This window comes from Streptomyces sp. NPDC107562 (assembly GCF_055657325.1).
Window position 1 is genome coordinate 150,313 of sequence record NZ_JBVKBE010000017.1, and the last position, 18,652, is coordinate 168,964.

Here is an 18,652-nt window from a genome sequence, read left to right on the forward strand (position 1 = left end):
ACCCCCCGAACGCGGCCTTACGATGGGTCCCATGACTGCTTCGCCTGGCCGCCGTGTCCTGCTCGCCGCCCCCCGTGGCTACTGCGCGGGTGTGGACCGCGCCGTGATCGCCGTCGAGAAAGCCCTGGAGCAGTACGGCGCTCCGATCTATGTCCGGCACGAGATCGTCCACAACAAGTACGTCGTCCAGACCCTGGAGAAGAAGGGCGCCATCTTCGTCGAGCAGACGGAGGAGGTCCCCCCGGGGAACATCGTGATGTTCTCCGCGCACGGCGTCGCCCCCGTCGTCCACGAGGAGGCCGAGCGGGGCAAGCTGGCCACCATCGACGCCACCTGCCCCCTGGTCACCAAGGTCCACAAGGAAGCGGTCCGGTTCGCGAACGAGGACTACGACATCCTGCTGATCGGTCACGAGGGGCACGAGGAGGTCATCGGCACCTCCGGTGAGGCCCCCGAGCACATCCAGCTCGTCGACGGCCCCGGCGACGTGGCGAAGGTCGAGGTCCGCGACCCCTCCAAGGTGGTCTGGCTGTCCCAGACCACGCTCTCCGTCGACGAGACGATGGAGACCGTCGACGCCCTGAAGGACAAGTTCCCGCAGCTGATCTCGCCGCCCAGCGACGACATCTGCTACGCCACCCAGAACCGTCAGCTCGCGGTGAAGCAGATGGGCGCCGAGGCGGAACTGGTCATCGTCGTCGGCTCCCGCAACTCCTCCAACTCCAAGCGGCTCGTCGAGGTCGCCAAGCTCGCCGGCTCGCGCGCGGCCTACCTCGTGGACTTCGCCGACGAGATCGACGAGGCCTGGCTGGAGGGCGTCACCACGGTCGGTGTCACCTCCGGGGCCTCCGTCCCCGAGGTGCTCGTCGAGCAGGTGCTGGAGTGGCTCACGGCGCGCGGCTTCGAGGACGTCGAGATCGTCAAGGCCGCCGAGGAGTCCATCACCTTCTCGCTGCCCAAGGAGCTGCGCCGTGACCTGCGCGAGGAGGCGGCCGAGCTGATCGCGCAGCGCACGGACGCGAGGGGTGCCGGCGACGAGCGGTGAGCGGTGGGGAGCGCCGGGGTGCGGGGGGAGGGCCGCCCTCTCCTCGCTGGCGACGTCGTGACCGTCAGTGGTCCGTCGTAACGTGGTGACATGCAGATCTTCGGTGTGGACATCGGCGGATCCGGGATCAAGGGCGCTCCTGTCGACCTCGACAGGGGCGCCCTCACGGACGAGCGTTTCAAGGTGCTGACCCCCCATCCCTCGACGCCCGACTCGGTGGCCGACGGCGTCAAGGAGGTCGTCGAGCACTTCGGGTGGACCGGCCCGATCGGCGCGACATTCCCGGGCGTGGTCACGGGCGGCGCGACCATCCGAACGGCGGCGAACGTCGACCGGAGCTGGATCGACACGGACGCCCGCGCGCTGCTGGGCGAACGCCTCGGCGGCGTCCCGGTCACCGTGGTGAACGACGCCGACGCGGCGGGCATCGCCGAGATGGCCTTCGGCGCGGGCCGCGACCGCAAGGGCACCGTCATCATGCTGACCTTCGGCACGGGCATCGGCAGCGCGCTCTTCACCGGCGGCGTCCTCGTCCCCAACAGCGAGCTGGGCCATCTGGAACTGCACGGGCACGACGCCGAGAAACGGGCCTCCAGCAAGGTCAAGGAGGACCACGACATGTCGTGGGAGCACTGGGCGCACCGGGTGCAGCAGTACCTCGCGCACGTCGAGATGCTCTTCTCGCCCGAGCTCTTCGTCATCGGCGGCGGCGTGAGCCGCAAGGCGCACAAGTTCCTGCCCTACATCGAGGGCATCGAGGCCGAGATCGTCCCCGCCGAGCTGCAGAACAACGCGGGGATCGTCGGGGCGGCGATGCGGGCGGCGGACGCGGGGTAGGCCCTGGGCGGGCCGGCCGGGGACCTGGGGACGACCCCCGGGTCCCGCCGAGCCCGGCTCACGAACGGTTGCGTGCCGCGCGTCGGCGCAGGTGCCGGAACTTGCGGACGCTCACGATCGAGCCCGCGACGAGCGTCCCCCCGTACAACCACCCCGCCTGTGTGGCCAGCGCCGTGAACAGGCCCACGACGCGGTCACTCACCCCGTCCCCGCTCTCGGCGACGGGGACCAGGCCCAGCGTGAAGGCGATCGGCACCACGACCGGGACGGTCACCAGGTCCACCCCGCGCACCCACACCGCGGCCAGCACGCACACCGGCAGGAACAGCACCCCGTACACGACGAGCGACGAGCCGAACAGCAGCGCGTCGAGCGAGCCGAGCGCCAGCATCACCGCCCCGCAGAACAGCCCGCAGCCGAGCCCCGTGAACCGGGGGTTGGGCATCCGCCGTACCGCCTGGACGACGGGCGGGGCGGGGCGTCGTAACGCCGCCGCGGGCCGCGCCGTACCGGCGGGGCGGCTCCTGTTCCTCGCCGCGGCGGGCTTGGCGGGCCGCGGCGAGGGATCGCCGCCGCCCCCGCCCGCGCCGCCGTTCCCACCGCCGCGCCGAGCCTGCGACGGCAGGGGTGTCGGCGGCGCCGCGCCGCGTCGCGGTCCGTGCTGAGTAGAACGCGCCCTGTGTTGCTCCACTAGGCCAACTTAGGTCGATTAATGTGCCAAATAGGCCGTCCGACACGCCGTTGGGCAGAGCTTGGCCAAGCGTTCGACAGGGCGCCCGGCCGGTATCCGGTACCCCGTAAACTGGTGGATCGGCCAGCCAGTCCCCTGGCGCCTGCCCCCGGCCCACCGGCCCCCCGCCCCTCTCACGTACGGGAAGTCGCAACGTGTCGCTCACGATCGGAATCGTCGGTCTGCCGAATGTCGGCAAGTCGACCCTGTTCAACGCCCTGACCAAGAACGACGTGCTGGCGGCCAACTACCCGTTCGCCACGATCGAGCCGAACGTCGGTGTGGTCGGTGTCCCCGACCCGCGGCTGACCAAGCTCGCCGAGATCTTCTCCTCGGAGCGGGTGCTGCCGGCCACGGTCGACTTCGTCGACATCGCGGGCATCGTGCGGGGCGCGTCCGAGGGTGAGGGCCTGGGCAACAAGTTCCTGGCGAACATCCGCGAGTCCGACGCGATCTGCCAGGTCATCCGCGCCTTCAAGGACGAGAACGTCGTCCACGTCGACGGCAAGGTCTCGCCCAAGGACGACATCGAGACGATCAACACCGAGCTGATCCTCGCCGACCTCCAGACCATCGAGAAGGTCCTGCCGCGCCTCCAGAAGGAGTCCCGGATCAAGAAGGACGTGGCTCCCAAGGTCAAGGCCGTCGAGGAGGCCAAGGAGATCCTGGAGAAGGGCGACACCCTCTTCGCGCACGGCATCGTCCAGGGCACCGAGCGCAACGAACTCCTCCACGACCTGCACCTCCTCACGACCAAGCCCTTCCTCTACGTCTTCAACGTCGACGAGGACGAGCTGACCGACGAGGACTTCAAGAACGAGCAGCGGGCCCTGGTCGCCCCCGCCGAGGCGATCTTCCTCAACGCCAAGCTGGAGGCGGACCTCGCCGAGCTGGAGGAGGACGAGGCCCTGGAGCTCCTCCAGTCCGTCGGCCAGGACGAGCCGGGCCTCGCCACCCTCGCCCACGTCGGCTTCAACACCCTCGGCCTGCAGACCTACCTCACGGCCGGCCCCAAGGAGTCCCGCGCCTGGACCATCAAGAAGGGCGCCACCGCCCCCGAGGCCGCCGGAGTCATCCACACCGACTTCCAGAAGGGCTTCATCAAGGCGGAGGTCATCTCCTTCGGCGACCTGATCGAGACAGGCTCGGTCGCCGAGGCCCGCGCCAAGGGCAAGGCCCGCATGGAGGGCAAGGACTACGTCATGCAGGACGGCGACGTGGTGGAGTTCCGCTTCAACGTCTGATACCTGTCGCGAAAGGCCGTCTGACCTGCGACGGAGCGGGTTGGGCGGCCTTTGCGGTCCGCAAGGAGTCCGCAGCGCGCTGGATGAGTCCGGCACGCGGGGGAGCGGGACCGTGCGGAGTGAGCGCGCGGTCTTCGGCGGGCCGACGTATACGCCATGCTTCGCCGTCTGCTGGATCTGCTGCTCGACCGAGACGGTCGCGCGCAGCAGGTCCACGTGCCGGAACTGGAGGCCGAAGAGCTCGCCGGGGCGGAGCCCGGTGGCCGCGCCGAGCAGCACGAGGCCCTTGTAGCGGGCGGGAATCTCCTCGGACAGCGTCCGTACCTGCTCGACGGCCAGTGCACGACCTTCTTCCGGGCACTGAGGGCAGCTTCGCCTCTGCACGCGGGTTGTGAGGGATCATCCGGTCACGGACGGCCGCCCGGAAGACGACGCCGAGACCGCCGGCCACAGCTTCCGTCTCCTGACCGAGGTGGGCACCCAACGAGAGCTCGGCAGCGCCGAGCACCCCGCCGAGGTCCTCAACTGGCGCATCACCGCTCGAACGAACCGGCGGGCGTAAGCCTCTCGCAGGCAAAGCACCATCAGTGGCACCTCGGCCAGGTCTGCCAGGCCGCATTCTCGAGTCGCACCCAGTGGTCACGAGGACCGAAGAGCGCAGTCGACACCGCTGACGCCACGGCCTGATGTGCCGTCCACGCGTTGTGGCGGGGCGTCCGGTTGATTTTTTTCGGCAGCCTGCTTGCCAGCCACGATGCTGCTCGCGTTGATTCGCCATCCGCTCCAGTGGAGAGGTGTGTCGCGCTGGTAACCCTCGCACTGGGGTGGGGCCAGCCGGTGAACCACGGTTCAGGAGCAGTTCCACTCTTCGCTGGGCAGGGAGTGCCATAGGTCGAGCCAGTCGTGGACCAGGAAGAGGGGGCGGGTCAAGACAACGTCGCCGGCCCGCTGGGAGCGGATCGCGAGGCCGAGGTCGGCGAAGACCGGATCGCTGGCGACGCTGTACGCCAGGCTGCCGGGCTGTGTTGTGCGGTGGACGAGCCAGTCCTCCACGTGGGAAGGTGCGCAGCCGGTCAGCGGGGCTGCGTCCAGTCTCACCTGGGGGCCCGTGAGGGCGTCTGCGGCGACGCACCCCAGGCGGCCGTCGTGGAAGAGGGCCCTGATCCCACTCTCAGCGAAGTCGGCATAGTTGCGCTTCTGGTCTTCGCCGTGGTGGGAATTGGACGATTCGGCCGGTTCTTCGCCGAGGACGCGGGTGATCTCTTCCACGGTCATCCCGAAGTGCAGGGGGCCGACTCCTACGTACGGCGTGAACGTCCACTCGGCGCGCTCCTCCTCCCGGGCGATCCGCCACGGGCCGCGGTATCCAGCCTCGCTCCCCAGGGCCACGGGCGGCTCGGGTGGCGGCTCGTGCGGGGCTGCCGGTATGGGCGCGGCCCGGTCCTCACGTCGGCGGCCGAGCTGCTCCGGAGCTGCAGTGTCCTCGGGTTGCTCTTCCAGCCAGCGGATCGCCTGCTCCTGTTCCTGGCCGAACGGGTCCTCCGCCAACTCGCCTGCCAGGTCCAGGGCCGCGCGGCGCTCCTCCTCCGCAGTGACGAGACCGGTGACATCCTCACCCCAGGCAGCCAGCCGTTCCCGGGCGATCCACCGGTAGTAGGAGTCCGCGCTCACGGACAGGACCTCGCGAACGGCGGGCGCGTACCGGGGTACGGACGAGGTGAGGGCGGCGTCGGCCAGGAGCAGGGCAGTGGCCGCGAGCGCGGCCTCCCTCACCGGTGGATCGTCGTCGTCACAGAAATCCGCGATGCGGTCGTGGAGTATTTGCCGTGCCGCACGGGCGGCCGTCAGATCTCGCGCCGTGCCGACGCCGTCCTCGACGTCCAGGCGGGCGATGTCGGCGAACGAAGCCAGCCAGTTCAGCAGTTCAGCGCGAAGCGACCGCACACCGGCCCTGCGCTCCCACCGGTCTTCGGCGAGGCTGCGCGGATCGTCGAGAAGACAGGCGAGGACCAAGGCCGCCGGAGCGGTTGCCGGAAAGACCCGTTCCTGATTGAGGAGCAGCCGATACAGATCGCCCACCGCCCGTACTCGGTGGGCCGGGTCGGCGGCGAGCACAGCATTGAGGACGTCCGGTGTGTCAGGCACACCGTGCAGGCCCGTACAGACGTGCGGCAGCTCTTCCCAGGCGGTGCCAGCGAGCTCTTCCTGTGCTCTGGGTGGCAGGGAGCCGACGGGAGCATCAGGAAGGTCTGGGGTCATCTCGTTGATCACGGCCGCAGTGTTCCAGCCGACTCCGACATCGGCAGCGCCGGTACGTGCCGCAGACCGCAGACGGCTCACGCTCGAGCAACACTCTGATGCCCTCGCTGCTCGTGGCAGCGAGGGCATCAGTCGTCGGACGGCGCTGCGGATAACTGCGCGACCCACCTTGTGACCTCGGTCAAGTGCTCGGGCTGCAGACCGAGGCGCGGGTCGGGCTGAATGAGGAGGGTCGCCGTTCCCTTCGCAGTGCGCTCCACCGCCCATTCATGGTCGAGGCCGGTGAAGTCGTCGTCGATCCATACGGCGAAGGCGTCGCCCAGCCAGGCGTCGACGTGGTCACGCTTCCACAGGTAGCCGTTGGGGTGGCTGGTGGTGATCTGGGGATGCGGGAGACCGACGTACGACAGGGGCGGAAGGCCGAGGAGCGGGCCGATGTGGGTGGTGGCGTCCTGGCGCCAGCTGGTGCACCAGACCGGCGTGACCAGGCCAGTGCGGATCACGTCCATGAGCAGGCGGCCGTGGTCGGGGTGGAGCCAGACGGCGACCGGGGTGTCGGCGCTCCGGCCGGTGGGGACGACGTCGTGGCGGGCGTGGGTGGCCGGGGTCGAGCAGTCCGCGTCGGGGAAGGGTATGAGGACGCCGTCGATGTCGAGGAGCAGGGTAGGGCGGGCGCATCGGTTCCTCCAGGGAAGCCGGGGGCGAGTGGCTGGTCAGAGCTTGCGGGCGCGGATCAGCAGGGTGGAGGGCCAGTGGCCCATGCGGGGGTCGTGGAACTCCTGGGCTGAGGTGAGCCAGAAGCCCGCCCTGCTGAGGTGCTTCTCCCACCGGTCGGTGTCGAACTCCCAGCGGGCGATGGGGAGCCGGATGCGGTTGGGGAGGGTGACGTGGTCGCGGCGGGGCCGGTCGTCGCCGGAGGGGCTTCGGCCGCCGCGCTGCGGGTGGGGGACGGAGAAGGCGAGCACCCGGCCGGGCGTGAGGCGTTGGGCGATGGCCGGGAGCAAGAGCTCGGGGGCGACGAGGCCGATGGCTCCGAAGACGGAGTAGATCGCGTCGAACTGCTCGTCGGAGGCGTGCAGGTAGTGCAGGGCGTGGCTGGCGACGAAGGTGAGGTTGTTCAGCCGTCCGTAATGGGAACGGGCGCGGCGGACCTGGAGGCCGACCAGGTCGACACCGGTGACGCGGGCGCCGTGGCGGGTGGCGAGGTGGGCGGCGTTGTGGCCGGGGCCGCAGCCGAGTTCCAGGAGTCGCTTGCCGCGCAGGTCGGGGCCGAGGACCTCGGCCCCGGGACCTTGGCCGGGTCTCGTGGTCCATTCCATCCGGGCGGGTACGGCCAGAGGTTCGGCGAGTCCGGCGGCGGTGCGCTGGAGGGCGTGGGTGTGCCAGGGGGATGCCTGGGCGAGCACGTTAGATCTCCAGGAGGTGGAGGACGTCGGTGAGGTGGCGGCGGACGGCCTTGATGTAGGCGGGGTCGGTGGCCGGGTCGTCGATCCAGCGGATGGCCTGTTCCATGAACCACTCGACGGCCCACATGCGGTGCCAGCCCAGGGCCCAGTTCTCGGCGGTGAGCCCGCCGCGTGAAGCGAGGGCGTCGGGAGTGCCGCCGGCGGTGACGTACTGCTCCAGGAAGACGCGCAGGCGCACGGGGTGCGGGGGCTCGATGGTGCCGTGCCAGCTGGCGAGGTCGAGTAGGCCGGGGCCGGTGAAGGCGCGGGCGAAGTCGAGCAGCCGCCAGCCGCGCTCGCCGATGTGGAGACTGGTGGGGTGGAACTCGGAGTGCACCCAGCCGAACGGTTCCAGCGTCGCTCCGGCCGAGCGGGCCTCGGCGGCCTGGGCGATACGGTCGAGCGCGTCCTCGACGTCATCCGCGTCCTGCCACCGGTCGGCCTTGCGTAGCCGTTCGAGGTGCTCCAGCGACCTGGCCGGGAGCGTCCGCAGCCGGTCCTGGTCGAGGACGGGCAAGGGCGGAGCCGCACGGGTGCCGTGCAGGATCACGGCCGCGGCGACGCCGTCGAGGTCGTCGGCTTCGCGGACGGAGGGTCCGAGGTCCTCCATGAGCATGCCGAGCCAGCCGTCCAGGACGGCGGAGGCGTGGAACTGGGGGACGGGTACGCCGAGGGTGTGGGCCAGGCGGAGGGCCTGGTCCTCGCTGTCGAAGGGCTTCTTGGCGTACTTGAAGACGGCCGTGGCGCCGTCAGGGAAAGTCACACGCTCGACACCGGACATGGGCCACACGCGTACCTCCTCCCGTACAGCGGTGGTCTGGCCGGTCGCGGTGAGCAGGTTGTCGAGGAGTTCGGCGCTGGGGTTCGCGGTCACGTGAGGGCTCCGGGGGATGGTGGCGTCCGGGGCGGGCGAGGGAAGCCGGCCCGTCCCGGAGCCTGATCGGGTGGTGGTTACGCGGCGGGGTTCACGCGGTGGGCGTAGACCTGCTCGATCCAGCCCGCCTTGAACGCGGCGAGATCGTCACGGAAGTTCGCCATCGAGGCACCGTAGGGCGCGACCACGCCGCCGGACTGGTCCGGCACGGACTGGCAGCCGTGCACGAGCCGGCCACCGAGCGCGGCGTGGGCTTTGATGGACTCGATCCGGCGGTGCTCGTTGAACCAGCCGCCGTGGTAGACCTCGTCGAGCATCCCGCCCATCTCGTCGTCCAGGTCGAAGACGACGGAGGTGGCGGCGGGGAAGAACCAGCACGGGCCGACGTTGGAGATGTGCCCGTCGAGCTCGACCTTGTTGAGCGCCATGAGCGTGGCGGCCTCGCGGAGCATCCGCAGGTGGTCGGCGGTGATCTGCGGCAGGCCGACGCCGGCCAGGTGCTCCTCGCGGAAGAGGTACGTGTACACCTCGTACGCGGTGGCCACGACGCGGACCGCGTCGGAGGTGGATTCGCTGTGCTGCTTGATGAAGTCGAGCGCGAGCTGCTCGACCGCGCTCTCGGTCGTCTCGTCCACGTCCAGGAGCTGGGACTTGACCAGCTCCCAGTCGGCGACGAGCCAGGTGTTCGACTCGAAGCGGAAGAAGTACTGGGCCGGGTCGATCGTGATGCGCCGGCCGTCGACCTGGATGCCGGGCAGGCGGCTCCAGCGCGGGTCGAACGCCTCGGGCAGCTCGACCGTGATGGCCGTGGTGTCGATGGTGGTCACCGTGTTCTCCGTCTCTGGTTGGCCGGGTTCGGGCACAGGAATGCCCGAGCCCGGTGTGGGCGTACGGAACTTCGGGGTGCCGCCCGGACCAAGGGGGAGCCTGGATCACGGTCGCGCCGTTCCGGGCGGCTGCTGACAAGTGAACCGGTGGTCACGCTCAGTGGGTACGGTGGAAGGCAGTTGAAGCGGTATACGCGGTTTACAGCTCCAGAACGGAGGCGATCGTGGCGGCGCAGAGAGAACCCAACTCCCGTCTGCGCGATGCCATCGACGCGGCCGGCTGCACCTACGAGGCCCTCGCCCGAGACGTGCGGCGCATCGCCGCCGAGAACGGCGAGATCATCCAGACCAACAAGTCGGCCATCTCGCACTGGGTGAACGGCACCCGTGCTCCGTCGGGCCGGGTAGGTCAGTACCTGGCCGAGGCGTTGTCCCGCCGAGCGGGGCGCACGGTCACTCAAAGCGAGATTGCCCTCCAGGCTGGTGATGAAGAAGAGCTGGCGGAAACCGACCCTGTCCTCGCGGTCACCGACCTGGGCCGGGCCGACGTCGAGCGCCGCCGCTTCCTCGCCATCGCAGCCTTCACCACCGCCGGCGTCGCCATGCCGCTCGGCTACGACCACGAGGCCACCGCCCGCATGCTTCGCGCCCGTACCGGCACGTCCCTGGTCGGCACGGAGGACGTGGACGTCGTACGCCAGATCACCGCGGCTTTCAGCGCCGCTGACGAGCGCCTCGGAGGCGGGCACGGCCTGACCACCGTCACCGCGTACCTCGCCGACACCGCCGCCCCCATGCTGCGCGGACGCTTCCCCAGCGAAGCCTTACGCCGGGCCGCCTTCGGCGCCGTCGCCGAACTCGCCTACCTCGCAGGGTGGAAGCACCACGACCTCGGCCAGGAAGGCGCTGCCCAGCGCTACTACCACGTCGGCTACAAGCTCGCCTGCGAAGCCGACCCCCACGGCCACGCAGCCTGGATGATGCGCGCCCTCGCCCACCAGGCCCTCAGCCTCAAACAGCCCCACCACGGCGTCGACCTCGTCGAAGGAGCCCTCCGCACGGGTCTCGGCCACGTCGACGGCCAGACCGAGGCTCTCCTCCACATCACCCACGCCCGCGCCTACGCCGCCATGAACGAGAACCCCCAGGCCGCGTGCGCCCTGCTCGCCGCCGAGGACGCCCTCCTGCGGGACGACGGTCCCCAGCCCAGCTACTCCCGTGTGAGCGGCCCGGCCGCCGGCACCGTGGCCAGCCACACCGCCCGCACCCTGACCGACCTTGCCGACCACATCGGCACCGAACAGCAGCACCGAGACGCCCTCACCCGCTGGGACCCCGCGAAGTACAAGCGCGTCCACGCCCTCACCCATGCCGACCTCGGCGACAGCCTCGCCGCCCAGGCCCGTGCCGACGAGGCCGTCGCTGCCTGGACCCAGGCCCTGGTCCTCATGGAGGGCATGACCTCCGACCGCACCCGCAAGGCGATCACCTCGATCCGCTCCACCCTCGCGGTCTACCAGCGCCGCCGTGTCCCCGGCGCCGCCGATCTCGCCCGCCGCGCCCGCGAAGCCCTCGCCTAACATGCCCAACAACCCGCCCGACGAAGGGAACACCGTGGCCCAGCAGACCGACGATCAGCCGAAGGCCCTGAAGCCGGCGCTCGAATCCATGACCCTGCTGGTCGCCGCCGTCATCGTCCACGACAAGGCCACCAACCGCGTCGTCCTTCTCCAGCGCAGCGAGAATGCCAAGTTCGCCCAGGGAATGTGGGACCTCCCCGTCGGCAAGAGCGAGCCAGGCGAGCCCATCACCGAAACCGCGGTCCGCGAGCTGTACGAGGAGACGGGCCTCACGGTGAAGCCCGAGTCCCTCAAGATCGCCCACATCATCCACGGCGCCTGGGGCGTCGAAGCCCCCAACGGCTTCCTCACGGTCGTCTTCGCCGCCCACGAATGGACCGGCGAACCCGAGAACCGCGAACCCCGCAAGCACTCCCAGGTCCGCTGGGTCGACGCCGACGCCATCCCCGAAGCCTTCGTCGACACCACGGCCAGCGCCCTCCACCATTACCTGAATGACGGCTCGGAGGTCTCGCTGGACGGCTGGTCGGCAGCGTGAGCATCACGCTGCTCCACCTCATACCCAAGGACCCGCACTTTTCGCCTGCGTCGGCCGCGAGCGAGGCTGCGCAGGCCCAGCTACAGCAACTGGTTCCTGAAGCGCTGGGCGGTTATGACGTGTGGGACATCCCCGGCACAGCCTTCATCGACCCCGGGGAGAACTGGTGCGGTGTTCGGTGCCCCGTGTGCGGCTCCGACATCGAAGACTGGTGGGGCAACGCGATGGATACGGCAGCCCTTCCGGACGGCTATTTCGACTCACTAGCCGTGACGTTGCCCTGTTGCTCTGCCCAGACGGACTTGAACGCCCTCGACTATGTCGAGGCTGCGGGTTTCGCCAGGTACAGCCTTGTGGCCACGGATCCAGAATGCGAGCTGCCACTACCACCAGCCAGCATTCAGGCGCTGGAGGACCTTCTGGGCACGGACCTGCGACAGGTCATCGCCCGGTACTGACGTCAAGCACTGGCTTCGCTATGCGGGGCGGCTCGGAAACAGAAGCTCGTACGGCAGGCGATCGTCGTCTGGTACGCGAGGCACGTAGTCCGGGGCCGTGCGCGCGGCCACAGCCAGCAGGCGAGCGGCAAGCTAGACGTTGCGAAGCACAGTGCGCAATGCGGCAGGAAGACTGTCTCGTTGGACTCCGCTCTTCTCGTGCTGGCGTGATCGCCGGCCTGTCTCGTGGCGCACCTCGACGCTGTAGCGGCTGCGTGCGTCCTGCACCGCGCAGACCGAGACTGCCTTCGCCGTATTGGTGGCGCCTCCTTCAAAGCACTGATCGTGACCGTCGTGGGGTGTGACGCGGCGCCAAGATCTGTGAGGGCGTGAACATTGAGCGAGTTGGTTTGCGAGAGCTTGCGCGCTGTTGGGACGAGCAACTGGATCGAGGGAGAGTCCTCGTTCAACGACATTGCCGAGGCCCTGGGAGACGTACGGGGCAACATCGCGCAGTTTGTCGAACTGGCCGTGGAGAATTCGCTCTCTGCGGGCGTTTCGTCGCAGGGTTATCGGCCCGTTCGGGTACTGCCCGGACAGGAGGTAGAACATGGTGGCAGCCAGCGAGTAGACGTCAGAGGCCACTGAGCACTTGCCTGTCCTCAGTACCTCTGGGGCTACGGTGGCGTATGTTCCGTTTGCGACGGTATAGCCGTCGGCATCCATCCGCGCGGCAAAACCAAGATCTCCCAGCAGGACGTTGTTGCCGGTGTCGACGAATACGTTGCCTGGTTTGACGTCGCGATGCAGTAGGCCGGCGGCGTGGACGCGCTCAAGTCCGTGTCCGAGCTGCTGGCCCCAGCGCACCGCCTTAGCGATGTCGATACCGAATGGCGCTGAAGCTGATTCAAGATCGCCGTCCATGACGGGCATCGTGATGTAGCGGATGTCGGTTCCGCTGGCGATGTCAGCGTTGTACACAGGGAGGAGGTACTGGCTCTGAAGCTCCTTGAGTGCTTGGGCTTCGTCCCATGTGGCTGGCTGACCTGACTGCGGTTCGAAGAGCTTGAGCGCCACCTCTGTGCGCAGATGCTCGTCCTCAACCCGATAGACCTGGCCACCAGCCCCGCCCCCGAGGTGTTCCAGCACCTTGTAGCGCTCACTGATTCGGTTCCCGATCTGGTGGTTGCCGACCTGGGCGATGACCGTTCCCGACATGCCCGTCACTCTATAGTGCTGTGCATGGAGGCACTTGGGATCAGTGTGGGCTTTTCAGCGGCAGGGCGAGGTCCAGTAGTTACCTGTGTTGTCCTGGGGGGATCACAGGGCGAGCCCCAGATTCAGGAGGCTTGTGAGTTTCGAACGGCGGCGCTGGAGGTCATCGACCAGGTTGAAGACCTGGGGCGCATGCTCAGTAGCAAGCTCTCGGCCTTGAATCCCAACGCCGTGGTGATCTGCATCGCGGATGTTAGCCCTGCCGGAAATCGCAAGGCGGCGCCCCGGCATCGCCTCATGATCGAGGGTGCTCTGGGATACGTGTGCCGTGATCACAAGATCCAGCAGGTTGTGTACCGCAACGGTAAGGAAGTCGGCGAGGCGCTTGGCCTGAGCAAGGCGGATGCCCTCGCACGTGGAAAGGCGCTGGACTCTAAGCGATCGGCGGCCGCAGCTGCGGCCCTTACGGCTTTGCCCGCTGTATCTACTACAGACCCGAATCTGTCGTAGAAGAAGCGCGGCTCGGCGGTCGTTCTCCGAGGACGTCCAACGCATCTACGCCGCAGTCTTCGGCCTGGGCTGCAACCGCGGTCAGTTGATGGAGGACGACTGCGTGGACACGTCGTGCTCCGCGGCTGCGGGCGTGGCGGGCGGCCTGCGCCACCGTGGTGCCGCTGGCAAGGTTGACGTCCACGATCAGTACGTTCTGTGAGGCTACCGCTGCCTGGGAGGACAAGCTGACCAAGTCGCTGCACGAAGACAGGAGCGCGCCGACAAGGCGCTCGGCAACGGGGCTGGCGGCAAGGACCGCTTGGGCGCCGCACTGGCGCGCGACAGTGATCACTTGCTCGGTGGCGTCGCGTAGTGCACCCGGATCGGTGAGGCGCTCGATGTTGTTGTGAGCCGTGTCCACCGCGTCCAGCAGGTCGCTCATCGGTACACCCCCATAGGAACGCTGGTTCTTCGGTATGTGCAGTCTTGATGGGCAACCGCGGCGTGCCAATATCGACGCTGATTCCGTTACCAACGACACTGCCTTCGGCCGCTGTGCAGGGCAAGCCGAACGGCAACCCATCACCCGTCCTGTGGTGTGACACGTCCCCAGGGCACTCGCTCGGGTACCGCCAGTGTGCATGTCACTCCCTGAGGCAGTACAGCTCGCCTATCGGGACCCTCTGTTCCTGATGAGCGATATGTACGGCGGGACCTTGTGAAAGCGCGACCAAGAGCTGCTGGCACTGCTCGGGCTTCTTACGTGCTCTTGGAGAAGATCGGCCCCAGCCGAGCTGGGGTACCTGCGATCGACGAGCGGTGTATCTGGGTGCGACACGAGCAGGGTACTCGCGTCTACTCCTCCCTCGCGAACCCCTACGCGTGGTGCACACAGGCGTGCGCAGACCTAGCCGCGGACGGTGAGATCATCGCTGCTAAGCAGTGCCTCAGCAGGCATCTCCGTGAGGTGGAACTGGTTGCCAGGTAGTACCGCGCCTCATCTTGCTCGCCAGCAGGCGGCGCTGCGGCTGTCGACGATCCTGCTAAAGAGGGGGGTCAGAGCTGCGCTGGAAGCGGGTCACCGCACCCGTACGTGGTCGGTTCTACAGGGAGCAGAATCAGCCGGAAGTAGCCGTTTGCCCTCTTATCAGGACGGACGCTGCGAAACTCTTGAGAGAACGGAAGGCAGCGTTGTCGGGGGGAGCGCGCGGTGGCGCGGAAGAGCGACAAGCCCTACTACCGGGCAGGACACTGGGTGCGACCGTCGGCCGCCAAGCAGGTGAAGAAGCCTGCGACGAGCCTTGTGATTGCGGCGGCGTTGCTGGCTATTGCTGCCTGGAACACGGTCTTCGGTGATGACAGTGAGGCACCTGTTCCGGCTCCGCAGCAGGCGTCTCCGACTGCCTCAGCTACTCCCTGAACGGTGATCTCGACTGCGACCGTTTCGCCGAGACACTCTCCTGGTCAACCGCTGCAACGTGGTGGGCTTCTGGTGCTGGCGCGGTTGTTGCGGGGCGGTGCGCGGCGCGGCGTCGGTCGTCGTATCCGTTAGCAACCGCGTCCAGACGGCATGCCACACAGCGACCTGCTGATCCGGCACGCCACAGGCGGACAGATACGCCGCTGTGGTGGGCCAGGTCTTGGGCAGGCTCTCGCGGTTCAAGAGCCTGCTGACGGTACCGGGCGAGATGCGCCCACCGGAACGTTGACTGACCATCTGATGGGTGAGACCGCTCGTCACACGAACATCGGCCAACGATTTGAAGAAACCCCTGACAGTGCGGATTCCCGAGGGACTCGGCCAGGAGCGCCCTGTGGCTGGCTCCCCGTCGACAGAAGGGGTGGTCGCCGTTGTCGGCAGGCAGGCCAGGTTGCGGCCGAGAGCGAGTCGGGCCCCGGTATTCCTGTCTCTCGCCTGTGGGTCGGGGCGCCCCTTAGCCGCCAGCCTGATGCGCAAGTGCCGGTACAGCGCTCCAAAGTCGATCAGCTCAGGCCCATTGGGGATGCCCGTCTGAAGCGTGTCGAGGAGCTCGCCGGTGAACGCGGTGAAGGTCTCGTCCGGCGGGGCGAGTGCTTGGCGTGTTTCTGCAGCAGCGGCCAGCAGGAATGTTCCCTCCACGGCCGCTTGATCGGCCAGATCTGATGGGCCGCCCATCGTCCCGAGGGCCAGACCGCTGTAGCAGCAGTCGAGGACAACGACACATCGATCGGCCCGGCCGTTCAGGAGAGCCTGCCGTATCCACCGATAGGGCAGTCCGGTCTCCACGCGTTGCTGCTTGGACTGCGGCATGGCCAGATAGAGGTCCCCTTCGGGGTCGACCAGCCCATGACCGGCGAAGTAGATCAGCACGGTGTCGCGCGCTTGCTCGGCTGTGGCTCGCACTGCGGCCATGGTCATCTCTGCGGTCGTGGGGTTGGAGAGGATCGTGCAATGCTCCTGCGGCAGGCTCCAAGAGGTGGGTCCGGTCAGCGCCTCGGCCAGAGCGGTCAGGTTGTTGGCCACAGCCGGCAGCGACTCCAGGTGGTCGTAGTGGCTGGTGCCGATCAGCACAGCTCGGGTCGCGCCGGGGTCGGGCAACACGCTCATGTCCCAGGTGCCTCATCCTCGGTCGAGGTCTCAAGGGCACGAATGACACGTTCGACCTCGGCATCGCTGCCCTGGGTAAGAACGATCACGGTGTCACCCCGCCTGATCTCGATCCGCGGGTCCTGAGGCCTGGTTCGCTTCCAGGCGGCCAGTGCCACGACGAAGGAGGCAGCGCTCCATCCGTTGTCAGTCACCAGTTGGATGACGTCCAGCAAACCGCCCATGTGCCCTGGCTCGGGAGGCTGCTCATGGAGTGTCAAGGAGGACGACCTGCGGATCTCTCTGTCGGCTCCCAGCCACTGGTGCAGTGAACGCAGCTCGTCTGCCTCGGCCCCTACCCGCACGTCGATGCGCATGGTTCCCCCTGTCTCCGCGTGTCGGCGCTCTTCCGCATTTTTATCGTCGGGCAGAACAGGCTTTCTGGTGTGCGTTTGGCTTGTTCACGCCCCCGCCTGGTGGGAGCTAGGAGCCTGGATCCGGTGATTGCGCCGCGACCTACAGGTGTCGCCAGCCGTTGGCGAACTCGCACTGGAGGTCTGTCGAGCGGCGCCGCTCGACGGGGGTGTATGCGGGGTGGCCGTGGAGGTGGGCCAGGGCATTGACCCACTGGTCCCAGAGACCGTCAGGCTGGGTGAAGCGGTCCGCGTGGTGGGTGCCGAGGTGGGCGTCGAGGCGGAGGAGGGCGCCGAGGGCTGCGGGCTGGTCGTAGCGGAGGTCGGTGCGGGGGAGGTAATGGTCGAGGTAGGCGGTGAGGATCTCGGCGTCGGCGTGGGTGCCGAAGCGGGCCAGGGCGAAGCAGTAGGCGCTGCCGGAGAAGCAGACCTCGCTGGCCAGGAGCAGGTCGCCGATGCGTTCGCGGAACCGTTGGCGGCGGTCGACGCCGATCAGCCATGCGGCGGTGAGGCGCGAGCGCCACTCGTAGCCGAGGAGGGCTTCCAACTCGGCATCGGTGATCGTGGCGGCGTCGTCGATGAGGTGATGGGCGAAACGTTCGCCGTGAGGCCACTCGGGCCGCAGGAATCGACCACTTCTCAGGACGAGGTAGCGCGCGTGGCCCGAGTCCTTCCTTGCCGCGTATCGCTCGATCACGTAGCCGTAGCCGATCTCCTCGGGGTGCTGGAACGGCATCGGTCACCTCTACGGGTACAGGTCGGTACGGTCGATCCAGATGGGGTCGACGAAGATGTCGTCGCCGGTGGGGGCTTCGGAGGCTTCCAGCAGGGACCAGGTGCGGGACTCCTCGACCAGGTGCTCCCAAGGCGCGCTCCAGTCGGGTTCCCAGTCCAGGCCGGTGCCGGAGATGCCGTAAGTGCGGCCGGTGTCCACACGCCAGAACGGGGAGTAGAGGATCACCTGGGCGTGGTCGGCCAGGTCGTTGATGACCTCGGTGAAGTGGATTGAGGGCCAGCCCGGGGCGTCGTCCGCAGCGGTGGCTCGCAGGCGCGCGGTGAGCGGCGGGACGACGGGGGTGCGGGCGCCGAGTTCGGTCAGGGCCCAACGGATGCCGACGGGCTCGCTCCAGTCCGGTGGTGTCACCCGTTCCAGGCAGGCGCGGTAGGCGTGGCGCAGAGGCTCGACCGAGCCGTCGATGTCCAGGCTCGCCAGTGCCATCGCCGCCCATTCCCGGACGGTGGAGTCGTCACTGCCCAAGAGGGCGATCAGAGCCGGGCCGCAGCGTGGGTCCGCCACCTCTTCGAAGACCTCGATGGCGGTCAGCTGTCCGAAGCCGCCGAGGGAGGGCAGAGCGTCGATGAGGGCGGGGATGGCGTCGGAGCCGATGCCGATCAGTGCCGCGCGGGCGTCGTAGGACGGGCCGGTCGAGTCATCGAGCTGGTGGATGAGTCTCTGGACGTGGGTGGTCACAGATGGTCCCGACGCCAGAAGGTGGGGAGCCACCAGCAGAGCACCGAGCGGTCGTCGGGCCATGGGGCGCGGTCCTCGGCTGCCCAGTCCTCGAAGGAGTCGCGCGTCAGGTCGATGGGGCGCCAGGCGGGGTCGAGCGGCTCGTCCTCGGCCGGCGGGCGGACGTACGGCCGGCCGTGCTGGTCGCAGGCGCCGAATTCCAGGTAGTTGCGTTGGGACTCGATCAGGGAGAACTGGTTCGCTCCGCCGCGCACGCTCGGCCAGCGGAACTGGACCCCGTCGTCCTCCCAGAAGCAGACGGGGCAGATCTCGTACGAGCCGGGCATGGCGTCGAGCACGCGGTGCCCGCAGCAGGGACAGGGGTAGCGGTCGCTCACCTGCGCAGTCTCGTTGCAGGTTCGGCCAGTTCGCCATGGATTTCTCTCACCGTCGGTACCCTCGGCAGTCCGCAGCCGGTCCGCAGGACACCCGCGAAATGCCATCGGGAGCCCACGCACGCAAACGAAGAAGTCCCACGTCAGAGCTCTTTACGGGGCTCCGCCGCAGGTCAGGATGAGCCCGCAGGCACTCCGCTGCAACGACTGCATGTGGAGACACGGACTGACACGCGAGCAAGCAGGCGTGAGCGGCCGTCGGGGCCCCGCGCACGGCACCGGGGGAATGCCTGGGCAGGGCGTTG

Annotated in this window: 19 protein-coding genes and 2 pseudogenes; 8 read left to right on the top strand and 13 right to left on the bottom strand. The window is 68.3% G+C overall.

All coding sequences use genetic code 11. From position 1 onward, the window contains the following. Positions 1-22: 22 nt before the first annotated feature. Positions 23-1,045, top strand: coding sequence for a 4-hydroxy-3-methylbut-2-enyl diphosphate reductase (locus ACZ7LV_RS33945; protein WP_471945142.1), 1,023 nt, complete (start codon positions 23-25; stop codon positions 1,043-1,045). Positions 1,046-1,135: 90 nt separating this feature from the next. Further along, positions 1,136-1,882 carry a polyphosphate--glucose phosphotransferase gene (ppgK, locus tag ACZ7LV_RS33950; protein WP_471945144.1) on the top strand — a complete coding sequence of 249 codons (747 nt, stop codon included), beginning with the start codon at positions 1,136-1,138 and terminating at the stop codon, positions 1,880-1,882. Positions 1,883-1,940: 58 nt separating this feature from the next. Here ppgK and ACZ7LV_RS33955 read toward each other — a convergent pair whose 3' ends face one another. Continuing rightward, positions 1,941-2,327: a DUF6542 domain-containing protein gene (locus ACZ7LV_RS33955; RefSeq protein ID WP_471945146.1), complete on the bottom strand. Its 387-nt coding sequence runs from the start codon at positions 2,325-2,327 to the stop codon at positions 1,941-1,943. A gap of 440 nt (positions 2,328-2,767) precedes the next feature. Between ACZ7LV_RS33955 and ychF the strand changes: the two genes are divergently transcribed. Next, a complete protein-coding gene (gene ychF, locus ACZ7LV_RS33960) occupies positions 2,768-3,856 on the top strand; it encodes a redox-regulated ATPase YchF (protein ID WP_471945147.1) in 1,089 nt (362 codons plus the stop codon). Between the two features lie 433 nt (positions 3,857-4,289). Then, positions 4,290-4,530 (top strand): annotated as a pseudogene (locus ACZ7LV_RS33965) (relaxase/mobilization nuclease domain-containing protein); the annotation flags it as partial. Between the two features lie 175 nt (positions 4,531-4,705). On the opposite strand, the gene ACZ7LV_RS33970 reads toward ACZ7LV_RS33965, so the two are convergent. The 5 genes and pseudogenes from ACZ7LV_RS33970 to ACZ7LV_RS33990 form a co-directional block, all read right to left on the bottom strand. Continuing rightward, a complete protein-coding gene (locus tag ACZ7LV_RS33970; protein ID WP_471945149.1) occupies positions 4,706-6,001 on the bottom strand; it encodes a hypothetical protein in 1,296 nt (431 codons plus the stop codon). A 242-nt stretch (positions 6,002-6,243) separates the two neighbouring features. Then, positions 6,244-6,793 (bottom strand): annotated as a pseudogene (locus ACZ7LV_RS33975) (HAD domain-containing protein). Positions 6,794-6,828: 35 nt separating this feature from the next. Next, positions 6,829-7,521: a class I SAM-dependent methyltransferase gene (locus tag ACZ7LV_RS33980; protein ID WP_471945151.1), complete on the bottom strand. Its 693-nt coding sequence runs from the start codon at positions 7,519-7,521 to the stop codon at positions 6,829-6,831. A 1-nt stretch (position 7,522) separates the two neighbouring features. Beyond that, a complete protein-coding gene (locus ACZ7LV_RS33985; protein ID WP_471945153.1) occupies positions 7,523-8,434 on the bottom strand; it encodes a phosphotransferase family protein in 912 nt (303 codons plus the stop codon). 77 nt (positions 8,435-8,511) lie between these two features. Then, positions 8,512-9,261, bottom strand: coding sequence for a hypothetical protein (locus ACZ7LV_RS33990; RefSeq protein WP_471945155.1), 750 nt, complete (start codon positions 9,259-9,261; stop codon positions 8,512-8,514). 224 nt (positions 9,262-9,485) lie between these two features. On the opposite strand from ACZ7LV_RS33990, the gene ACZ7LV_RS33995 reads away from it, so the two are divergent. Genes ACZ7LV_RS33995 through ACZ7LV_RS34005 form a run of 3 tightly spaced genes read left to right on the top strand, consistent with a single transcriptional unit; the run spans position 9,486 to position 11,837 of the window. Continuing rightward, the gene (locus ACZ7LV_RS33995) at positions 9,486-10,841 is read left to right on the top strand and encodes a helix-turn-helix domain-containing protein (RefSeq protein WP_471945157.1); all 1,356 of its coding nucleotides are present in this window, start codon (positions 9,486-9,488) and stop codon (positions 10,839-10,841) included. A 1-nt stretch (position 10,842) separates the two neighbouring features. Beyond that, positions 10,843-11,379, top strand: coding sequence for an NUDIX domain-containing protein (locus ACZ7LV_RS34000; protein WP_471945159.1), 537 nt, complete (start codon positions 10,843-10,845; stop codon positions 11,377-11,379). Continuing rightward, complete coding sequence (locus ACZ7LV_RS34005) at positions 11,376-11,837, top strand: hypothetical protein (protein WP_471945161.1); 462 nt, start codon at positions 11,376-11,378, stop codon at positions 11,835-11,837. The genes ACZ7LV_RS34000 and ACZ7LV_RS34005 overlap by 4 nt, the downstream gene beginning before the upstream one ends. Before the next feature lie 132 nt (positions 11,838-11,969). Here the strand turns inward: ACZ7LV_RS34005 and ACZ7LV_RS34010 are convergent, their stop codons facing one another. Further along, positions 11,970-13,034 carry a serine/threonine-protein kinase gene (locus tag ACZ7LV_RS34010; protein WP_471945162.1) on the bottom strand — a complete coding sequence of 355 codons (1,065 nt, stop codon included), beginning with the start codon at positions 13,032-13,034 and terminating at the stop codon, positions 11,970-11,972. Between the two features lie 24 nt (positions 13,035-13,058). Here ACZ7LV_RS34010 and ACZ7LV_RS34015 point away from each other — a divergent pair, with 24 nt between their 5' ends. Further along, positions 13,059-13,541: a hypothetical protein gene (locus ACZ7LV_RS34015; protein ID WP_471945163.1), complete on the top strand. Its 483-nt coding sequence runs from the start codon at positions 13,059-13,061 to the stop codon at positions 13,539-13,541. On the opposite strand, the gene ACZ7LV_RS34020 is transcribed toward ACZ7LV_RS34015, so the two are convergent. The 6 genes from ACZ7LV_RS34020 to ACZ7LV_RS34045 all read right to left on the bottom strand — a co-directional run bounded on the left by ACZ7LV_RS34020 (position 13,519) and on the right by ACZ7LV_RS34045 (position 18,350). Beyond that, positions 13,519-13,965: a phosphoribosyltransferase gene (locus ACZ7LV_RS34020; RefSeq protein WP_468732443.1), complete on the bottom strand. Its 447-nt coding sequence runs from the start codon at positions 13,963-13,965 to the stop codon at positions 13,519-13,521. The two genes, ACZ7LV_RS34015 and ACZ7LV_RS34020, sit on opposite strands and share 23 nt — an antisense overlap. Before the next feature lie 963 nt (positions 13,966-14,928). Further along, positions 14,929-16,110, bottom strand: coding sequence for a caspase, EACC1-associated type (locus ACZ7LV_RS34025; protein ID WP_471945165.1), 1,182 nt, complete (start codon positions 16,108-16,110; stop codon positions 14,929-14,931). Further along, positions 16,107-16,466, bottom strand: coding sequence for an effector-associated constant component EACC1 (locus ACZ7LV_RS34030; protein WP_471945167.1), 360 nt, complete (start codon positions 16,464-16,466; stop codon positions 16,107-16,109). Before ACZ7LV_RS34030 ends, ACZ7LV_RS34025 begins: the two co-directional genes overlap by 4 nt. A gap of 139 nt (positions 16,467-16,605) precedes the next feature. Next, positions 16,606-17,238, bottom strand: coding sequence for a DUF6000 family protein (locus ACZ7LV_RS34035; protein ID WP_471945168.1), 633 nt, complete (start codon positions 17,236-17,238; stop codon positions 16,606-16,608). Positions 17,239-17,247: 9 nt separating this feature from the next. Further along, positions 17,248-17,973, bottom strand: a complete 726-nt coding sequence (locus tag ACZ7LV_RS34040; protein WP_471945170.1) for a HEAT repeat domain-containing protein — start codon at positions 17,971-17,973, stop codon at positions 17,248-17,250. Beyond that, the gene (locus ACZ7LV_RS34045) at positions 17,970-18,350 is read right to left on the bottom strand and encodes a CPCC family cysteine-rich protein (protein ID WP_471945171.1); all 381 of its coding nucleotides are present in this window, start codon (positions 18,348-18,350) and stop codon (positions 17,970-17,972) included. Before ACZ7LV_RS34045 ends, ACZ7LV_RS34040 begins: the two co-directional genes overlap by 4 nt. Positions 18,351-18,652: the final 302 nt, after the last annotated feature.